Genomic DNA, 20,090 nt, shown 5'->3' with positions numbered 1-20,090 from the left:
ATTTGCTCCTTTTTCATTTATTCAAATGAAATTTCAGCAGAAATCGGGCAGTGATCACTGCCGAGGATTTCCGAATGAATTTGACTCGCTTGCAGCGCAGGCTGAAGACGTTTTGACATCAAAACGTAATCAATACGCCAGCCAATGTTGCGCTCTCTGACGTCACGCATATAGGACCACCAAGTATAAGCGCCTTCTTCATTCGGTTGGAGAGTTCTGAAGCTGTCAATGAATCCTGCTTCTTGCAAGCGGGTCATTTTCCCGCGTTCTTCGGTCGTAAAACCCGAATTCCCGTAATTCGATTTGACATTACATATATCAATTTCTTCATGAGCGACATTGAGATCGCCGCAATAAATGACAGGCTTTTGCTTATCAAGAGCTGTCAGATGGGCATGTATTTCATCTTCCCATTGCAGGCGATAAGATAAACGCGACAAATCTCTTTTCGAATTTGGAGTATAGCAATTTACTAGAAAGAACTCTTCGAACTCCAGCGTCAGCACCCGGCCTTCCGCTTCATGATCACTGCCGTTTAATCCGTACTGCACCGAAAGCGGAGACTGCTTCGTAAAGACAGCAGTCCCTGAGTAGCCTTTTTTCTCTGCATAATTCCAATATTGTTCATAGCCTTCAAACGGCAGTTCAACCTGCCCTTGCTGACATTTGATTTCCTGCACACAGAAAATATCTGCCTCTGCCTGTTTGAAAAAGTCATTGAATCCTTTTTTTACACAAGCCCGTATTCCGTTAACGTTCCATGAAACAATTTTCAAATCTACACAACCTATCTGTTAAATCAATTAACTACCATTAAAACTGACTGCCAATTTCGCCGCCAGTTCTGCATTCGATTTCACTAATGCGATATTTGCTTCAAGACTTTTGCCGCCAGTCAGCTCCTGAACCTTTTTCAGCATGTAAGGCGTTAACTCTTTACCACTTATTCCAAGCTTTTCAGCTTCCTCTAAGGCATCTGCTACAAGGCGCTCCATATACTGCTGATCCATTGCGTATTCTTCAGGAATCGGATTGGTTATAATCGCACTACCCTCAAGACCCAAGTTCCATTTCACCCGCAACATCTCTGCCATTAATTCGATGTCGTCCACTTGATAGTCTACACTGTGTGAACTGCCTCTCGTATAGAAAGCAGGGAAAATGTCTGTCTGATACCCCATGACCGGCACTCCTTTGGTCTCCAGATACTCGAGTGTTTTGCCAAGGTCCAATATGGATTTGGCTCCTGAGCAAACCACCGCCACACTCGTCCGTGCAAATTCATCCAAATCTGCTGAAATATCCATAGTTTGCTCCACTCCACGATGCACTCCGCCGATTGCCCCTGTCGTGAATACACGGATACGTGCCAAGTCTGCAAAAAACAACGAAGCGGCGACTGTTGTAGCCCCTGGTTTTTTTGTTGCGATGAGATAGCTGATATCCCGTCTGGACGCTTTAACGACACCTTTACTGTCTCCAAAACGTTCCAATTCTTCATCAGTTAGACCGATTTTAATTTTTCCATCCATAATTGCAATCGTTGCCGGTACCGCTCCATTTTCACGGACAATCTGTTGTACTTCACGTGCTGCTTTGACATTTTCAGGATAAGGCATGCCGTACGTTATGATTGTTGATTCCAACGCGACAATCGGTTTGCCATATTTCATCGCTTCTTTAACTTCTTCTGAATAAGACACATATCTCCTCATCTGAACCTTCCCCTTTACCGTTCAATGACTCTATCTTCATAATAATCATTATATACTAATAGTTCAATGCTCAGCGTCAATTATCTGGGAGAGCGCGTAACTTTCTAAGTTCCAGCCAGTGTCCTCTGCAAGTACTAATTGTGATAGTAATTTACCAACCAAAGGACCCACTGTTAAACCTGAGGACCCTAACCCGTTTGCCGCAAAAACATTTTCATAGTCAGGCAGCACGCCGATGACCGGCATGAAGTTAGATGTATGCGGCCGTATTCCTACACGGACTTCCGCTATTTCGGCTTTACTTAGACCAGGGGCCATCGGGATTACATGGTTTAATATCTCCAGCACACCGCCGGCTGTCGGCTGAATAATAAATTCAGCCGTTTCTTCATGTGTTGCCCCTGCAACGAATCTGCCGTTCTGAAACGGTACGATATATTGTGTAGCCGGTGGCATGATGACGGGCCATGACTCTGTTACCGTTTCATCTGACTGCAAATGAAGTATTTGAGCTTTCTGACCGGATACTTGTAGTATCTTTCCTAGTGGTGCTGTAAATTCATTAACCCAGGCACCTGCTGCTAGAATAAATTGATCCCCTTTTATTGTATTTCCATCTACTATTACACCTGCAACCTGTCCGTCCTCTACAAAGGGGAACGCGGACCCCTTGATGAGTTGAACGCCTTGCTGGACCGCTGCACGTTCGAGAGCATCCCGCAACGCCTTGCCGTCCACTTTTGCGGCTCCTGAGATCCAGACTGCCTGATAGTCTTCAGACAGCAAGGGAAACCTTTCTTTCATTTGCTCTGTGCCGAGTAATTCCACATCGCCAATTTCAGGTGCAGTTTTTCTTCGTTCCTCTAACAATAAAACCTTTTTCTTCAATTTTTCAATATCCGTATGTATCGCCAAAGCGCCTGCTTGCTGATAACCAGTTTCCGTCTCTCCGGCTTCTTCTAATGAATGAATCAGTTCTGGATAATAGGCAGCTCCTGCTGAAGCGAGTGCGTACCATGCTTTATTTCTACGCTGGGAAGCCCATGGGCAAATGATGCCTGCAGCAGCTTTCGTTGCCTGCCCGGGCTCTTCCCTGTCGACGACAACCACTTCAACATCTCGCCCAGCAAGATGATAGGCTGCAGAAATCCCTACAATTCCTGCACCAATAATGATGATTTTTTTCAATAATTTCCACTCCTTTTTGTATACGTTTCAAAATCGACAAATTTTTCACTTTATTTTTTTAAAAAAAGCAGTATAATAAGTCTATTCGAAATTATATTTTCGGAATATTCTATATCTGAGGAGATCTGATGATTATGACGAGATTACCTATACAAATACAGCTTACGCAAAGCAAAAAAGAAAAGCCCGATCCTGGAACGTTAGTTTTCGGTAAAACATTTACGGATCATATGCTTGTCATTGATTACGAAGAAGGCAAAGGCTGGCACAGTCACCGCGTCATTCCTTACGCTCCTCTCACACTAGACCCGGCAGCGATTGTCCTGCATTACGGTCAAACCGTATTTGAAGGAATGAAAGCCTACAAATCCGAAGACGGAACGATCCGTCTGTTCCGACCTGAAGAAAACATGAAACGACTGAATTACTCACTTGACCGATTATGTATGCCGAGAATCGATGAAGAGAACGCTATGTATGCACTCAACCAGCTTCTGCAGATCGATAAAGACTGGATTCCTACTCTCGACGGGACTTCATTATATATTCGTCCTTTTGTAATTGCAACGGAAGCATTTCTCGGCGTAGCGCCTGCTAAAAAATATCAGTTCTATATGATTTTGTCGCCCGTCGGCTCATATTATAAAGAAGGCATTCATCCCGTCAAGATTTTAGTAGAAAATGAGTTTGTCCGTGCAGCAAAAGGCGGAACAGGCAGCGCCAAGACTGCTGGCAACTATGCATCCGCTTTAAAAGCCCAGGAAGTTGCGGATCAGCAAGGCTATTCGCAGGTATTATGGCTCGATGGTGTAGATCGAAAATATGTAGAAGAAGTCGGCAGTATGAACATCTTCTTCAAAATTAACGGAGAAGTGATCACACCCGCAATTAATGGTAGCATTTTAGAAGGAATTACACGAAAGTCTATCCTTCAAATGCTGCGTCACTGGGAAATTCCGGTCGCTGAACGACAAATTTCGATGAATGAAATCCGTACTGCCTATGAAACCGGCGAGCTGGAGGAAGTTTTCGGGACCGGCACAGCTGCTGTTATTTCCCCAGTTGGTGAACTGAATTGGGATGGCTACAAGATGGTCATCGGCAACGGCGAAACAGGCGAGCTTTCCAAAAAGTTATATGATACGCTTACGCAAATACAGACAGGCAAAGAAGCCGACCCATTTAATTGGGTGTATGAAATCAAAAAATCATTTGCACAGCTTGCCTAATATCTAATCAGCAGTTGTCCTATAGACAGTAAAGCGGCTCCTGTTCCATATCGGAACAGGAGCCGCTTTATTTTATACAGACAGCAATGCAGCGTCACTTGTCAGTTGCTCACCGCGAATCCGCTGGAACTCGTCCATTAGTTTTGCAATCGTTAAGTGTTGCTTTTCTTTTTCTGCAACTTCCAGAATGATCTGCCCCTTATCCATCATAATCAGACGATTTCCAAGGTCCAGTGCCTGCTGCATATTATGAGTAACCATTAGCGTTGTCAGCTGATCCTGTTCGACCAGCCGCTTAGTTAAATCTGTAATAAGCTCTGCCCTTGATGGATCAAGTGCAGCCGTATGCTCATCCAGCAATAAAATCGAAGGTTGTGTAAATGTAGCCATCAGCAGTGACAATGCTTGGCGTTCACCGCCAGACAACAAGCCTACTTTCGCTGTCATTCGATCTTCTAAACTTAAATGGAGGGTTTCGAGCGACGTACGGAAAAGATCCTTACGTTTCTTATCGACTCCGCGGTGAAGTGACCGCTGTTTATTGCGTGAATACGCCATCGCCAGATTTTCTTCAATTGTCATAGTTGGCGCTGTACCTGCCATCGGATCCTGAAATACCCGCCCCATCATTTTAGAACGCTTAAACTCCGCCAGTCTCGTAACATCTTTTCCATCAATTAAAACACTGCCGAAATCCGGTGTTAGAGCGCCGGAAATCATATTCATCATCGTGGATTTTCCTGCTCCGTTACTGCCGATGACCGTTACAAAATCACCCGGCTTCAAATGAAGGTTGATTTGATCCAGCGCAACTTTTTCATCAGGGGTCGCTTCATTAAAAACCTTATTGATTTGGTCGAGTTTCAACAATACTGTGACCCCCTTGTGCTGTTTTCATTTGCATTCGTTCTGCCTGTCGCTTTGCTTTGCGTGCTTTTTCCCGTCTCTTCTCAAGGATTTGTGGAATGATCAGCGCTGCAATAACAATAACAGCCGTAATTAATTTCATATCGCCTGAATCCAAGATCTTCACGCGCAATGAAAGTCCTAATACAATACGATAAATGACAGCCCCGATTACGACAGCCAGTGTCGTGCGGAAAATTGTCTTTGTTCCGAAAATAGCTTCTCCGATAATAACAGATGCAAGACCGATGATGATCATCCCGATTCCCATACCGTTATCAGCAAACTTCCCATACTGTGCAATAAGAGATCCGGAGAATGCAACAAGGGCATTCGAGATACCCAGACCTAAAATAACTAGTGTATCGGTATTTGCAGAAAAACTGCGGATCATCTTTTTATTGTCTCCTGTTGCACGGATTGCCAGACCTACTTCTGTCTGTAAGAACCAATCCGCAATGACTTTAATAAGAATCACGACAAGAATCATTAAAAACAATGTACCCCAAGTAGAAGGTAAATGTTCCAAGCCAAGTCCTGACAGGAAACCATTGATGGCTCCGTCAATACCCGTATCACTCCAGAAGCCCTGGAACTTGCTGAAGATCGTTTCCGAATTTAAAAGCGGAATGTTCGGACGGCCGACTGAATTGTCAGTCGTCAAACCCATTATCCGAAGGTTTATTGAGTAGAGGGCTATCATCATGAGTATTCCGGATAAAAGTGGGTTGATTTTTCCTTTGGTATGTAACAAACCTGTGATACATCCTGCAAAAAACCCGACCACGATAGCGGTCAGTGTCGCAACAAGCGGATGATAATCAAATACAATCATTGTAGCCGCTACAGCAGCCCCTGTTACGAAACTTCCGTCAACCGTTAAATCTGGAAAATCAAGCACCCGGAATGTAAGATACACTCCGAGCGCCATGATCGCATAGATGATACCCTGCTCAACTGAGCCAAATACAGCTGAAAACATGCAAGACCATCTCCTATATTATTCTACCGTTTCTGCGTTCCAGTCATCCTGAATTTTAAGACCGATCATTTCAGCAGTTTTACCGTTTAATACTAACTTCAAGTTTTGCGGCACTTGTACCGGAAGTGATTCAGGAGTGGCTTCACCTTTAAGGATTTTTGCCGCCATTTCACCAGCTTCGTAGCCGATATCATAGTATTCAAAACCGTAAGCTCCAAGACCGCCGCGTTCAACAGAATCAAACTCGCCGACCATCATTGGAAGTTTGTTGTCATTCGCTACAGAAACTACTGATTCAAGAGCTGATACCACTGTATTGTCTGTAATGATATAAAGTGAATCCACTGAACCAATCAATGATTCGGCAGCTTGTTTTACGTCAGCAGACGTGGCAACTGAAGCTTCCACTACTTCCATATCCATATCTTTTAAAATCTCTTTTACTTGGTCTACTTGTAGACGAGAGTTTTGCTCTCCAGAGTTGAAGATCATGCCTACTTTCTTGGCACTAAGTTCTTCTTTCAAAAATTTCATTGTGTTTGGAATCGCTTCAGGATGGTTATCGATTGTTCCTGTCACGTTGCCGCCCGGCTCTTCATTGGAAGCAACCAATTCTGCAGCTACTGCATCTGTTACAGAAGTAAAGACAATCGGAATATCTTGTGTAGCACTTGCTGCTGCCTGAGCGCTCGGTGTAGAGTTCGCGAAAATCAAGTCAACGCCAGCTCCAGCCAAGTTATTTGCGATTGTAGAGTTCGAGCTTTGATCATTCTGTGCGTTTTGCTTATCGTACTCTACATCCAGTCCTGCATCTTCAATAGCTTTTTGGAAACCTTCAAATGCAGCATCCAAAGATGGATGTTCGACAATCTGTGTTACACCAATCGTGTATTTTTTTGCATCGCTTTCTTTATCATCATTTTGATCGTCTGACGATGAACCTGATGACTCCTTATTCCCTCCGCATGCAGCCAATACAAGCACGATACTAAATAGTGCGGCTGCGTAAGTCATCCAACGCTTTTTCATTCAAAATCCCCCTATACTTTTCTCTCTATTACCTTGTCGATTTATTCAGATAAGGCAATAATTATACGTTATCGTACACTCTAGTTACCTATTCGTCAATGCATTATTCAATATTTTAAGTAAATTCCCATAAGTCAAGTAACTTTTCGTGAACTATTATTTATAAATTCAAACAACTTAACCTAAAAGAATCTCTTATACAAAAATCAGCCAAGCACATACCTCAGCGCTTGGCTGCGTTTCATCTATTGCTCTTATAATTCATAGTTTAAAAATTGCTTCGTGCGCTGCTGTTTCGGTGTCTGGAAAATTTCTTGAGGCGTACCTTCCTCCATAATCTTCCCTTCATCCATAAAAATTACGCGATTGGCAACATTGCTCGCAAACTCCATTTCATGCGTGACGACAATCATCGTCATATGTTCTTCAGCAAGTTTTTTCATAACGGACAGCACTTCTTTAGTCAGCTGAGGGTCCAGTGCAGAAGTCGGTTCGTCAAATAATAAAATATCTGGATTCATCATGAGTGCCCTGGCAATTGCAACACGCTGCTTTTGACCGCCGGAGAGCCTGGATGGCAGCTCGTCACGTTTATCTGCAAGTCCGACTTTCGCTAGTAACTCGATGCTTCTGTCGCTATATTCTTTCGCCTGTTCTTTTTTCACTAATTTTGGTGCTAGTTCAAGGTTCTGCTTCACTGTCAGATGGGGGAACAGATTGAACTGCTGAAACACCATCCCCATCCTCGCTATGATCTTTTTACTGTCTGCAGGCCTTGCATAGACACCGTCCCTTACCAGATCATCGCCGTCAACAGTAATACTTCCGCCGTTAACTTCTTCCAGCTGAATCAAGCTTCGCAGCATCGTGCTCTTGCCCGATCCAGATGGCCCGATAATCGCCAGCACATCATTTTTTTCTACTCCAAAAGTTAAGCCCTTCAATACTTCTAACGGACCGAATGATTTTTGTAAATTATTTACTTCAATGAAAGACATACATTTTCTCTCCTCAATCGTATTGCAACTTTCTCTCTAGATATTTGAATACAATCGTCAGTCCGAAGGCAATCAGCAGATAAATACCTGCTGCAATGAAAAATGGAATGATTGTAAAATCACGGTTGACTACAGTCTGTGCATAATGCAGCAGTTCAGGCACCGCTACTGCATACAGCAATGCCGTATCCTTGACTAACGATACAGATTCATTCGCAATAGGTGGCAGCGTAACACGGAACATCTGAGGTAAAACAACACGGACTGTTGTCTGCCATTTTGACAGCCCCAGTACTTGTGAGGCTTCATATTGTCCTTTATCAATCGAAATCAGGCCGCCCCGGAAGATTTCAGCGAAATAGGCCGCATAGTTCAGGATAAATGCCAGTGTTGCTGCAACGAACCGGTCTAAAACCAAGAACTCTCCAATTACCGGCAGAAGTGGCAAACCAAAAACAAAGAACAAAAGCTGCAATAACAAGGGGGTCCCACGCATGATATAAATATATGTCTGCGCCAAATACGAGATTGGTTTAATACTACTTCTTACGGCAAGTGTCAGCATGAAACCAAGCGGAATCGACAGCACAATTGCGAGTACAAATAGCAGTACAGTCGCTTTGGCGCCTTGCAGCATTGGTATCAGCATGGACATAAAATATTCTATCGTCATTTTTTATTCCTCCAAAAAACACTCATTGCAAATTTCACTATTTCATGAATAGCAGAGCTGCAGAAAATGATTCTGCAGCTGCTATCACCTTCTTAACGAAGTACCTTATCTTCACCGAACCACTCAGTTGAAATTTCAGCTGCGGTTCCGTCTTCATTCATCTTATCCAGTGCGTTTTGAAGGTTTTCAAGTAATGCTTCATTGCCTTTCTTCACACCGATACCGTATTCCTCAACCGCTAATGACCCGTCAAGCTTCTTAAAGACACCTTGTTCTGTTGTCATATAATAATCAATAACGACTTCGTCAATAACTACTGCGTCAAGGCGTCCAGTTTTCAAGTCCGTCAGCGCGAGAACGTTATCCGCGAACTCCGTGATCTTTTTGATTTTTTCATGAATCGGATCACTTTCAAGTGCCGGTCCCGCTGAAGAAAGAGCCTGCAGACCAACTTCTTTACCTTCCAAGTCTTCTACTTTATTAATGTCTGAATCCGCTAATGTCACGACTACTTGATTATTATCCAAATAAGGTTTTGTAAAAAGTACTTTTTCTTTACGTTCATCTGTAATTGTATAACCGTTCCAAATTAAATCGATCCGACCACTGCTCAGTTCAGTTTCTTTTGTTTTCCAGTCAATCGGCTGGAATTTTGCCGTCGCGCCCATATGCTCTACAGCCGCTTTAGCCATATCGATATCAAACCCGACTAATTCGTTTTTATCATCTCTAAAACCCATTGGCGCAAATTTATCGTCTACCCCAATCACAATTTCCTGACCTTTTTGATCTGTTGCCTTGTCAGTGTCTGATGCTCCGCTGTTCTTGTCAGAAGAATCTGCGCCGCATCCTGCAATTAGTACGAATACCGCTGTAAGCCAAACTGCTAAAAATGGTTTCTTCATCTATTTCCCCTCTTTCTTTTAACACTTTATCATAGTAAAGCGTTACTGTACTATAAAAATACCATGAGATACACAAAATGAAAAGACCCTAGCAGCTAATTTTCGTTTTTGGACATAAAAAGAAGAATAGACGGCAGCCTATTCCTCTTTTTAACTATTTAGTTCGACGAAACACTTTATGACCATCATAAGAAAATATGAGTGGTTTATTCTCAAGAACAGTTTCAAGATGAACAATCCGACCCCAAAGCCGATGAATAAACGGCAATACATGCTCGAGGTAAGGAAGGTCCAGCTCTATTTCTTCAAAGCGGTGAACCAAATAAAGTTCCCCGTTGCGCATATAATCGCCGTCCTCGACGACAATATATGGAAAACCACCATTCACACGCATATTGATCAGCTGACTGCGCACCGACTCTGCTTCATGATTCGATACCTTATACATATTCTCCTGTTTCTGAAATACATACAAATCTTCTTGTTTAATTAAATCATCCAATAAATAATTGCGGATAAAAGATGTATCATTTTCAATCTCACGTGCTTCAAAAATCTTTTCACGGCCTGTCATCACCTGTTCGCCGCGCTCTTTCGCTTTTAACCCAAGCAAATCTTGATTTCTCTCAATATCTTCATACATTTTAACGCCTAAGTAATAAGGATTAATTGAAGTTTTAGACGGTTGTAATACATTCGCATTGAGCTTCGCAAACTCAATCGTTTCTGCCGGAGTCAAATCCATCTCACGCAAGATTTTTTGATGCCAGTAAGATGCCCAGCCTTCATTCATAATTTTTGTTTCCAGCTGCGGCCAAAAATACAGCATCTCCTCACGAAGCATTGTTAGAATATCCAACTGCCACTCTTTCAAATTGCGGCTGTTTTCCAAGATGAACAGTAAGAGATCCTTTTCTTGCTGCGCGGGATGTTTTTTATGCATTTCGATGGCCTGCTGACCTGTAACTGCACGATGATCAAGTTTCCATAAATCATCATACTCACTTTTTCTCGGCTCCTGTGTCCCAAAGTTTTCAGCGGAAGGCTTAATATCCCTAACAATGCTTGGATCGACATGCTCCTGAATGGCTAATACCGCATCCAAAAACTCTTCCACCTGCTGCTTGCCATAACGTATTTCATAATCTGCAATACGCTCTGCCGTTGCCGCCATGCTTTCTACCATGTCCTTACGCGTCTTGGAAAAATAGATATTATTCTTAAAGAAATCACAATGTGCCAGCACGTGCGCGATGATTAATTTATTTTGTATGAGGCTGTTCGTATTAAGCAAAAATGCATAGCAAGGATTGGAGTTAATGACCAGTTCATATATTTTGCTCAATCCTATATCATATTGAAGCTTCATCTTATGGAACTGTTTACCGAAACTCCAGTGTGTAAAACGGGTCGGCATGCCGTATGCACCAAATGTGTACAGAATATCTGCAGGACAGATTTCATACCGCATTGGGTAAAAGTCGAGTCCGAATCCGCTTGCTATCTCTGTGATCTCTTCAATTGCCCGTTCTAGTTCCCGATATTCAGTCAGCGGAATCCCTCCGTTCGCTTTTCGAAAAACTTCTTCAGCGCAAAGTAGACATCACGATTTTTCTGCAATATATAATAATTGAATTTCGGATGTTCAATAGATTTATATGCTGACATCAGCGTTGACATTCTGCGGTGCTCATTGACTTCCGCATAGCCGAACATGTTAGAAATCCGCAACAGTTCTTCGACATATTCGAGACATTTACGGTTGTCACTTGTCATGTTTTCTCCATCCGAAAAGTGTACTGGATAAATATTATAACTGGACGGCGGATAGGATTCCTTAATCAGATGAAGCGCTTTTTCGTACGCTGATGAACATTTCGTGCCTCCGCTCTCTCCTTTATTAAAGAAATTTTCTTCGGTGACGACTTTCGCTTCGGTATGGTGCGCAATGAATTCGATATCCACCGTTTCATATTTCGTACGTAAAAACTTAGTCATCCAGAAAAAGAAACTTCTTGCCATGTACTTCTCGAACTTCCCCATTGAACCGCTCGTGTCCATCATCGCAAGCACTACAGCTTTAGACTGGTGCTTCTGCACAGGATTCCACGTTTTAAAACGCAGATCATCTTCGAGAATCGGTGCAATCTCCGCTTTCCCTTCCATCGCATTTCGTTTGATCGCAGACAGCAATGTGCGCTTTTTATCCAGATTTCCAATCAACCCTTTTTTCCTGATATCCGTAAAGTCAATATCTTCAATAGTCGTGACAGCTTGGTCTTTCTGTTTTAAATCAGGCAGCTCCAGTTCTTTAAACAGCATTTCTTCGATCTCTTCCATCGTCACTTCTGTTTCGTATATGTCTTGCCCTGGCTGATCTCCCGCTTCTTTTCCAGTGCCTTGCTGTCCTTTTTGCTGCTCTCCCTGCGCTACTATATCTCCAATTTTACTGTCGCCTGTTCCTTGACCAACATGCTTGGACTTATCGTGATTATAGCGTATCTTAAATTCATCCAAAGAACGAATTGGGATTTTCACCACATTTTTTCCGCTTGATAGAATGATATTTTCTTCACTGATCAAATCTGGTAAATTACTTTGCAATACTTCTTTAATTTTATCCAGATGACGTTGTTGATCCTGATGACCTTTGCGATGGAGAGACCAATTTTCCTCGGTAACGACAAATCGGCTTTTCTCGTTTTCTTCCATTCGAATCCCCGCCTATCTCTCGTACAATCTGTTTCCCTATTATATGCTGCAGACATTTGATTATTGACTAAATGTTCTGGAAACAAAAAACAAGGCCTATTTTTCAGGCCTTGTTCTCTTCATCAACGATTTAACAGACTGCCGACATAACGCAGTAGTTCATTAGCCGAAGCGGAGTTATATCCATGCTCATCGACCAGACGGGCTACTACTTCATTCATCTTCTTCAGCTGGGTCTCGTCAGGAGTAGCAGACGTTGTTGTAATCTTTACTACATCCTTCAAATCTGCAAATAGCTTCTTCTGAATCGCCTCGCGCAAACGGTCATGTGAACGATAATCGAAACGCTGATTTTTTCGAGCATAGGCAGAAATTCGGATTAAAATTTCTTCTCTAAATGCTTTCTTTGCATTTTCCGAAATACCAATTTGCTCTTCCAGCGAACGCATCAGTTTTTCATCCGGGTTCACTTCTTCACCTGTGAGCTGATCACGCAGCTTGTTTTTATTGCAGTACGCTTCCACGTTATCCAAATAGTTATCCATCAACGTTTTCGCTGATTCTTCATAGGAATAGACAAACGCTTTCTGCACTTCTTTTTTGGCAATTTCATCGTACTCTTTCCTCGCCATCGAAATATAATTCATATAAGTATCGCGGTCTTCCGCTGAAATCGATGCATGCTGATCAAAACCATCTTTCAGACTGCGCAATACATCTAACGCATTGATACTAGGCACTTCTTTACGAATAATTGCCGATGAAATCCGGTTGATGACATAGCGTGGATCAATGCCATCCATGCCTTCATCTATGAACTCATTTTTCAATTCTTCTGCGTCCGCGTCATTGAAACCTTCCACATTTTGACCATCATACAGACGCAGCTTCTTCAAGCGGTCGATTCCTTGCTTTTTCGATGCTTTCAATCGTGTCAAGACAGAGAAAATAGCTGCTACACGCAAGGCATGCGGTGCAATATGAACATGTGAAATGTCACTATCGCGAATCATTTTCTCATAGATTTTCTCTTCCGCACTCACTTTGAGATTATACGGAATCGGAATCACAATCAGCCGGGAATGCAGTGCCTCATTCTTCTTGTTGCTAATAAAGGAACGGTATTCCGTTTCATTCGTATGAGCGACGATCAGCTCATCTGCACTGATCAGCGCAAAACGACCTGCTTTAAAATTCCCTTCCTGCGTCAGCGATAGTAAATGCCATAGAAACTTTTCATCCAGCTTCAGCATCTCCTGGAATTCCATCATACCTCGGTTTGCGATATTTAATTCGCCGTCAAAACGGTACGCGCGCGGGTCAGATTCAGAACCATATTCTGCAATCGTGGAAAAGTCGATACTCCCTGTCAAATCAGCGATGTCCTGGGACTTAGGATCTGATGGTGTGAAAGTACCAATTCCCACTCTGCGATCTTCTGAAAATAACACTCTTTCAATTAGTACTTCTTCTATTTTGCCTTCATATTCTTCTTCGAGTCGCAGTCTGTTTAATGGAGAAAGGCTTCCTTCAACACGGATCCCGTACTCTTCAAAAAACGAATTTCGCAATGACATCGGAATTAAATGCAGTGGATCTTCATGCATCGGGCAGCCTTTAATCGCATAAACAGCCCCTTCATCTGTCCGTGAATACTCTTCTAAACCACGTTTTAACATGGTCACAATAGTGGATTTACCGCCGCTCACTGGTCCCATCAACAGCAATACACGTTTTTTAACATCCAGGCGCTTGGCAGCCGGATGAAAATATTCTTCTACGAGACGTTCAATGGATTCTTCCAGGCCAAATAACTCTTCATTAAAAAAATTATAGACTTTTCGTCCATTCTGTTTTTCTACTCCAGCACTTTCAATCATTTCATAAATTCTCGAATGAGCCGTTTGCGCAACTTCCTTACGTTCTTTCAGAAGGTCCAGATAGTCTTTAAATGTCCCTTCCCACTTCAACTCATGTTCTTCTTTACGGTAGTTATGCAATTGATTAATAATATCCAACGTCTCTCCTCCAATTATGCTATGATGTATCATCGTATGCCGTAAAAAGAAAAATGATTCACAATCGATTGCAAAGAAAGTTCAAATTGCTACTAGGTTCTTACTTGATATTCCGTTAAAATAGAATGTATAGGGTGTAGAAAAGGGGAATTTGATGAACAAACAGCATAAAAAAGAAAGTGTTGGTCATTTAATCAGGCGATATTTATTCATATCGATCGGAGTTGTAATTACAGCTGTTGCACTAGACTTATTTCTTATACCGAATGCGGTCATTGACGGAGGTATTATCGGTATTGCACTTATATTGAATTTTATTACAGGAGTTCCTTTTGGGATTCTGATCCTCATTCTAAATCTGCCATTTTTATTTTCCGGATATAAACATATCGGAAAGAACTTTTTCATTTCTTCTTCATTTGCGATTGCCTTGCTGGCTATTGTGGAATTTCCACTGAAAACCATCGGGCCATTCGTTACGGATCCACTGCTTGCTACAGTTTTTGGGGGATTACTGTTAGGAGCAGGTGTCGGGACGATCATCAGAAATGGCGGAGCACTTGACGGGACGGAAATACTGGGCATTTTATTGACGCGCAAGATTCCTTATAGCGTGGGCGAGTTCGTTATGTTCTTTAACCTCTTTATTTTCGGATGGGCGGGCTTTGTACTCGGTCCTGAAAAAGCCATGTACTCAATTATTACGTATTATATCGCTTCTAAAGCGATTGATATTGTGATTCAGGGACTCGACGAAACAAAAGCGGTTATTATTATTTCAGATGAATACGAAGAACTGGGAGAAGCCATTCGTCTGCGTCTCGGCCGCAGTATTACAAAATTACATGGACGTGGCGGGTATACAGACAATGAAAAGGATGTCATCTATGTCGTCGTCACCAGACTGGAGATTTCTAAGCTGAAGCAAATTGCGCACGATATTGATCCATCCGCGTTTTTGACGATCATGAATACGCAGGAAACACACGGAGCAACCTTCAAATCACCGATCCATTAAATGAGTTCCTTCTATATAATAGCAACAGCCACTCCGCATTTTACGGAGTGGCTGTTTTGCATCTATATAAGATGTGGAAAAAATTTGCATCTACTTTAGGCACGTTAATTTGCTGCCTATGCTAGAAACTTAACTCATCATATCTATTAATGGAAGACAATTGTTTTATTATCTTCTACAATGATCCGGTCTTCAATATGCCATTTCACTGCGCGTGCGAGTACACGGCGTTCAATTTTACGTCCAATCTTCTTCAGTTGGACTGTATCGTCGCGGTGATCTACCCGTTCAATGTCCTGTTCGATAATCGGACCTTCATCTAAATCATTCGTCACATAGTGAGAAGTCGCCCCGATCAATTTCACTCCGCGTCCAAAAGCTCTTTCATAAGGACGAGCCCCAATGAATGCCGGCAGGAAGGAATGGTGAATGTTAATAATTTGATTCGGGAAATGACTGACGAAATCAGGTGTTAGAATTTGCATATAGCGTGCCAAAATCAGCACATCCACTTTATACTCTTCCATTAACTTAATCTGCTTCTGTTCAACTTCTTGGCGAATGTCTTTATTCGCAGGAATGTAATGGAAAGGAATACCGAGTGCTTCCACCATCTCTCGTGAGTCTTCATGATTACTGACGACTACAGCGATTTCAGCATCCAAGTCTCCGTTCTGCCACTCCCAAAGAAGTTCCATCATGCAATACGGTTCTTTTGATACAAAGATTGCGGCTCTTTTTAATTCTGCAGCATATGAAAACTTGTATTCCATGTCATGTTCATCTGCTATTTTGCGGAAATCTTTTTCAATTGCTTCTTTTTGATCGAGCAGATCTTCTGAGTGGAATTCAATTCGAAGGTAGAATGTGCCGCCTTCAGGATCTGTTGAGTATTGACTGGATTCTACGATGTTTGCTCGGTGGTTCAGCAAGAAGGTAGAGACAGCCGAGACAATACCGGGCTTGTCGGAACATTTGATGAGTAATCTTCCGATGTTCTGCATTGCAGATGATTGTTTTTCTAGGTGTGTTGACATTTTACTTCTGGTTGACATGTATTCTCCATCTCCTACTGGGTAAGTTGAATTGACTGGTTTAATTATATAATGTCCTACTTCAACTTCTCTAATCAATAAATTCTCCAACTGCCTGAGATGGCAGCTGGAGAATGTTTTGCTTCAATATATAGTATGAAGGAAGTTGTACTTTTTCGCAAAGGTTTGTTATTAGGAAGGTTTGTCTAATCCTTTGCCCATTCCTTTTAGAAAATTGAGTCCAAAGGTTAGTGCCCGGTTGATATCCGGGTCGTTGACTGATTTTAGTAATTGAAGGGCACTGGTTTTCTGATTCTGTTCAATGCCCTGCTCCGCTTCATTCAATCCGCGCTGTGCACTTTTTGTCAACAGTTGGATGGTTGCCGGATCGATTGCCGTCAGTGCGCCCGCTGCTGCCATAACATTATTGAGCATATTGGTGACAGGTTCACGTGATATTTGTCCAACTGCAATTCCCGTAATTTTCTCTTTTGCCTGCAGCATCGCCTGCAATGCATCAAGTGCACCGATATCATTCAGTTCACCGGTGATCTCCATAATCTTTTGCAACGATTCTTCCTGTTGCGCAATTAATTTTTGTAGATCCGCCAGCTTCTCCTGCTGAATCTCCATCTCTGTTCGTTCAGTTCGTTTAATAGAAGTAATTGGTGCCGCCATTCCCTTTCACCCCCTGAGTTATTGATCGGTTAATTGTATATACCCCGGACGTTTCCATTTCCGCTCAACTTCCACACCATTTTGCGGATGCCTTTTCTTATCGCGGTGGTTACTCTTCGGTAATGGGTTATCGCCTTCTTTAGCGAGTACTTCCATCCGTACCTTCGTCTGCTTATAAGCAGGTGTGTTCGTACGTTGATCTGTCGCAGGACCTGTAAGGAAGTTGATTGCCGATTGTTTATGCACAGAGTTCATTGGCAGGAATAATTCGTTTTTCTGAACCCGGTCTGTAACAAGGGCCGGCAGTTTTAATGCCCCGTACGGAGAAATGAGGCGGACATAAGTACCTGTCACGACTCCCCGCTCTTTAGCCAGCTCCGGTGAGACTTCTACAAATATATTCGGAACTTTTTCCTGGATACCGTCTGATTTATTCGTCATATTTCCTTCATGGAAATGCTCAAGCATCCGACCGTTATTAATGTGTAGATCAAATTCATCATCGAATTTCACAGGTTCTACCCAGTCAGATAATGCAAAGCGCGCCATCTTATCAGGGAAATTGAAACCGTCTGTATACAGAAGTGGTGTACTTTCTCCTTCAAGGCTTCCCCAGAGGAAACTTCCCCAATCATCAAGCACATCATAAGATGCCTGACTGAACATCGGACTCAAACTCGTCATCTCTTCAAAGATGTCACGTGGATGCGTATAATTCCAATCATGCCCCAGGCGTTTCGCAACTTCCTGTATGATCCACCAGTCCTGTCTTGAGTTCCCTTTATTCGGCAATGCTTTATACAAACGCTGCACACGGCGCTCGGTATTTGTGAATGTACCATCCTTTTCCAATGAAGGAACGGCCGGCAGAATAACATCCGCATATTGCGCTGTCCGGGAGAAGAAAATATCCTGAACAACTAAGAACTCAAGTTTCGATAATACATCGTGAACATAGTTGGCATTAGAGTCGACTAATGCCATATCTTCCCCGACAATATACATACCTTTCATGATGCCGTCATCAATCGAATGAAGCATCTGTATATTATCCATTCCAGGTTTTCCTTCAATCGCGACACCATAAGCACGTTCAAACTTTTCTCTCGCAGCATCATCAGTAATATGCTGATATCCCGGAAGCCATCCAGGCAGACTTCCCATATCACAGGCACCCTGTACGTTATTATGTCCCCGAAGCGGATAAGCTCCAGCACCTTCGCGACGATAATTGCCAGTTGCCAAAAGTAAGTTTGAAATAGCCGCTGACGTATCAGAACCGCCTGTATTCTGCGTTACACCCATTCCCCATAACACACAAGTGCCGTCCGCATCGCGAATTAATTCTGCCGTGTGAATGAGCACATCTTTTGAAATTCCTGTTATTTCCTCTGCGTACTCGAGTGTATAGCGATCCAATACCTTTTTAAATTCTTCAAAGTGATGAACATTTTCATCAATGAAACGCTGATCATGCCATCCCTGATCAATCAAATATTTTGTAACGGCCATCAGCCATACCTGGTCAGTACCTTGTTGCGGCGTCATAAAAATATCTGCACGTTCCGCCATCTCATGTTTTCTGAGATCAGCTACGATCAGTTTTTGTTCATGCAGTTTATGAGCCCGTTTCACACGTGTAGCGAGAACAGGATGTCCTTCAGCCGGATTCGCTCCAACAATGATGACGAGACCTGCTTTTGCGATATCTTTAATCGTTCCAGCATCTCCGCCCATACCGACGGTTCTGAACAATCCGTCTGTCGCAGGTGACTGACAGTAGCGGGAACAATTATCTACGTTATTTGTTTCGAAAACCTGTCGCGCAAACTTTTGAATGACATAGTTTTCTTCATTGGTGATCTTTGAGGATGAAATCACACCGACTCCGTCACGGCCGTACTCTTTTTTAATCTTGCCTAACTTTTCAGCCACCAGATCCAGTGCCTCTTCCCACGAAGCCTCTACAAATGCATCGCCTTTACGAATCAGAGGTGACGTGATGCGCTCTTCACTGTTAACGAAATCCCAGCCGAATTTCCCTTTGATGCAAGTGGAAATCTGGTTGACCGGTGCATCATGTACTGGCTGGATCTTCAGAATCTTGCGGTCTTTCGTCCACACTTCATACGAGCAGCCGACGCCGCAGAATGTACAGACAGTTTTTGTTTTATTGATTTTGGATTCTCTCATCGCAGCTTCCACATCAGATACAGCCATAATACTGCTGTATCCAGGCTCGACATCTTTGATCAGATCGATCATTGGTTCCATCAGTTCATCATCCATCTTCGTCATGAAACCTGCTTCGCCAAGCATCGTTTTCTCCATCAGCGCGTTACATGGACAAACTGTAATACAGTGTCCGCAACCGACACAGGAGGAATCATTGATTTTTGCTCCGCCGTCCCACAACACAATCGGACGGTCGCGTTCCCAATCAATCGACAGCGTTTCATTGACTTGAAGATTCTGACATACCTCTACACATTGGCCGCAGGCGATACACTGGTTTGGATCGTAGCGGTAGAATGGATGGGTGAAATCAACTGCATCTTTTGAACACTTCGGCTCATATGGATACTTTTGATGCTCGACTTCCAACATCGCCACTGTGTTATGTACTTTACAGTTGCCGTTGTTATTATCACATACGGTACAATACAGCAAATGATTTTCTAGAATTCTATCCATTGCTTCTGTCTGGGCAGCCTTTGCACGCGTGGAAGCGAGCTGTACATCCATGCCGTCAACAGCTTTTGCTGAACAGGCGCGCATTAGTTCACCGTTCACTTCCACGATGCACGTATCACAAGTTTCAATCGGGTCGACTTCTGGTAAGTGACAAATCTGCGGATGCTCTATTTTATTAGCATTGATAATTTGAATTAACGTTGACCCTGGAGCAAAGTCAAAGGGCTTGCCGTTTATTGTAATTGACATGTCTGCGTCCCCCTTCTCAAATAAAAATCCACCATGAAAAAGCCGGAATAAACGGCATTTTC

Annotated in this window: 17 protein-coding genes; 2 read left to right on the top strand and 15 right to left on the bottom strand. The window is 42.8% G+C overall.

All coding sequences use genetic code 11. From position 1 onward, the window contains the following. Positions 1–17: 17 nt before the first annotated feature. The 3 genes from Q1J64_RS12935 to Q1J64_RS12925 form a co-directional block, all read right to left on the bottom strand. On the bottom strand, positions 18–776 hold the full coding sequence (locus Q1J64_RS12935) for an exodeoxyribonuclease III (protein ID WP_301109496.1): 759 nt from the start codon (positions 774–776) through the stop codon (positions 18–20). 27 nt (positions 777–803) lie between these two features. Next, positions 804–1,715, bottom strand: coding sequence for a pseudouridine-5'-phosphate glycosidase (locus Q1J64_RS12930; protein WP_301109495.1), 912 nt, complete (start codon positions 1,713–1,715; stop codon positions 804–806). Between the two features lie 63 nt (positions 1,716–1,778). Continuing rightward, entirely contained in the window at positions 1,779–2,903 is a 1,125-nt protein-coding gene (locus Q1J64_RS12925) for an NAD(P)/FAD-dependent oxidoreductase (RefSeq protein WP_301109494.1), read from the bottom strand. Positions 2,904–3,037: 134 nt separating this feature from the next. On the opposite strand from Q1J64_RS12925, the gene Q1J64_RS12920 reads away from it, so the two are divergent. Continuing rightward, positions 3,038–4,132, top strand: a complete 1,095-nt coding sequence (locus Q1J64_RS12920) for a branched-chain amino acid aminotransferase (RefSeq protein ID WP_301109493.1) — start codon at positions 3,038–3,040, stop codon at positions 4,130–4,132. Between the two features lie 72 nt (positions 4,133–4,204). Here Q1J64_RS12920 and Q1J64_RS12915 read toward each other — a convergent pair whose 3' ends face one another. From Q1J64_RS12915 to Q1J64_RS12875, 9 genes are all read right to left on the bottom strand, one after another. Beyond that, on the bottom strand, positions 4,205–5,002 hold the full coding sequence (locus tag Q1J64_RS12915) for an ABC transporter ATP-binding protein (protein WP_301109492.1): 798 nt from the start codon (positions 5,000–5,002) through the stop codon (positions 4,205–4,207). Further along, positions 4,977–6,020: an ABC transporter permease gene (locus tag Q1J64_RS12910; RefSeq protein WP_301109491.1), complete on the bottom strand. Its 1,044-nt coding sequence runs from the start codon at positions 6,018–6,020 to the stop codon at positions 4,977–4,979. The genes Q1J64_RS12915 and Q1J64_RS12910 overlap by 26 nt, the downstream gene beginning before the upstream one ends. Before the next feature lie 18 nt (positions 6,021–6,038). After that, positions 6,039–7,049: an ABC transporter substrate-binding protein gene (locus tag Q1J64_RS12905; RefSeq protein ID WP_301109490.1), complete on the bottom strand. Its 1,011-nt coding sequence runs from the start codon at positions 7,047–7,049 to the stop codon at positions 6,039–6,041. Positions 7,050–7,303: 254 nt separating this feature from the next. Then, a complete protein-coding gene (locus Q1J64_RS12900) occupies positions 7,304–8,047 on the bottom strand; it encodes an amino acid ABC transporter ATP-binding protein (RefSeq protein WP_301109489.1) in 744 nt (247 codons plus the stop codon). 13 nt (positions 8,048–8,060) lie between these two features. Next, a complete protein-coding gene (locus tag Q1J64_RS12895; protein WP_301109488.1) occupies positions 8,061–8,720 on the bottom strand; it encodes an amino acid ABC transporter permease in 660 nt (219 codons plus the stop codon). A gap of 92 nt (positions 8,721–8,812) precedes the next feature. Continuing rightward, positions 8,813–9,625, bottom strand: coding sequence for an amino acid ABC transporter substrate-binding protein (locus Q1J64_RS12890; protein ID WP_301109487.1), 813 nt, complete (start codon positions 9,623–9,625; stop codon positions 8,813–8,815). A 154-nt stretch (positions 9,626–9,779) separates the two neighbouring features. Then, positions 9,780–11,177, bottom strand: coding sequence for a SpoVR family protein (locus Q1J64_RS12885; RefSeq protein WP_301109525.1), 1,398 nt, complete (start codon positions 11,175–11,177; stop codon positions 9,780–9,782). Further along, the gene (yhbH, locus tag Q1J64_RS12880; RefSeq protein ID WP_301109486.1) at positions 11,174–12,337 is read right to left on the bottom strand and encodes a sporulation protein YhbH; all 1,164 of its coding nucleotides are present in this window, start codon (positions 12,335–12,337) and stop codon (positions 11,174–11,176) included. Before yhbH ends, Q1J64_RS12885 begins: the two co-directional genes overlap by 4 nt. Before the next feature lie 122 nt (positions 12,338–12,459). Continuing rightward, positions 12,460–14,388, bottom strand: a complete 1,929-nt coding sequence (locus Q1J64_RS12875; RefSeq protein ID WP_483315952.1) for a PrkA family serine protein kinase — start codon at positions 14,386–14,388, stop codon at positions 12,460–12,462. A gap of 118 nt (positions 14,389–14,506) precedes the next feature. On the opposite strand from Q1J64_RS12875, the gene Q1J64_RS12870 reads away from it, so the two are divergent. Then, positions 14,507–15,373: a YitT family protein gene (locus Q1J64_RS12870; RefSeq protein ID WP_301109484.1), complete on the top strand. Its 867-nt coding sequence runs from the start codon at positions 14,507–14,509 to the stop codon at positions 15,371–15,373. Between the two features lie 146 nt (positions 15,374–15,519). Here Q1J64_RS12870 and purU read toward each other — a convergent pair whose 3' ends face one another. The 3 genes from purU to fdhF all read right to left on the bottom strand — a co-directional run bounded on the left by purU (position 15,520) and on the right by fdhF (position 20,028). After that, the gene (gene purU, locus Q1J64_RS12865; protein WP_301109524.1) at positions 15,520–16,410 is read right to left on the bottom strand and encodes a formyltetrahydrofolate deformylase; all 891 of its coding nucleotides are present in this window, start codon (positions 16,408–16,410) and stop codon (positions 15,520–15,522) included. Between the two features lie 189 nt (positions 16,411–16,599). Then, positions 16,600–17,085, bottom strand: coding sequence for a helical membrane plugin domain-containing protein (locus tag Q1J64_RS12860; RefSeq protein ID WP_301109483.1), 486 nt, complete (start codon positions 17,083–17,085; stop codon positions 16,600–16,602). 18 nt (positions 17,086–17,103) lie between these two features. Then, positions 17,104–20,028 (bottom strand): formate dehydrogenase subunit alpha, encoded by a 2,925-nt coding sequence (gene fdhF, locus Q1J64_RS12855; RefSeq protein ID WP_301109482.1) that lies wholly within the window; start codon positions 20,026–20,028, stop codon positions 17,104–17,106. Between the last annotated feature and the right edge of the window lie 62 nt (positions 20,029–20,090).

The organism is Sporosarcina sp., assembly GCF_029257255.1.
In the GTDB taxonomy this organism is placed as follows: domain Bacteria; phylum Bacillota; class Bacilli; order Bacillales_A; family Planococcaceae; genus Sporosarcina.
This window is presented reverse-complemented; position numbering and strand designations above follow the sequence as displayed.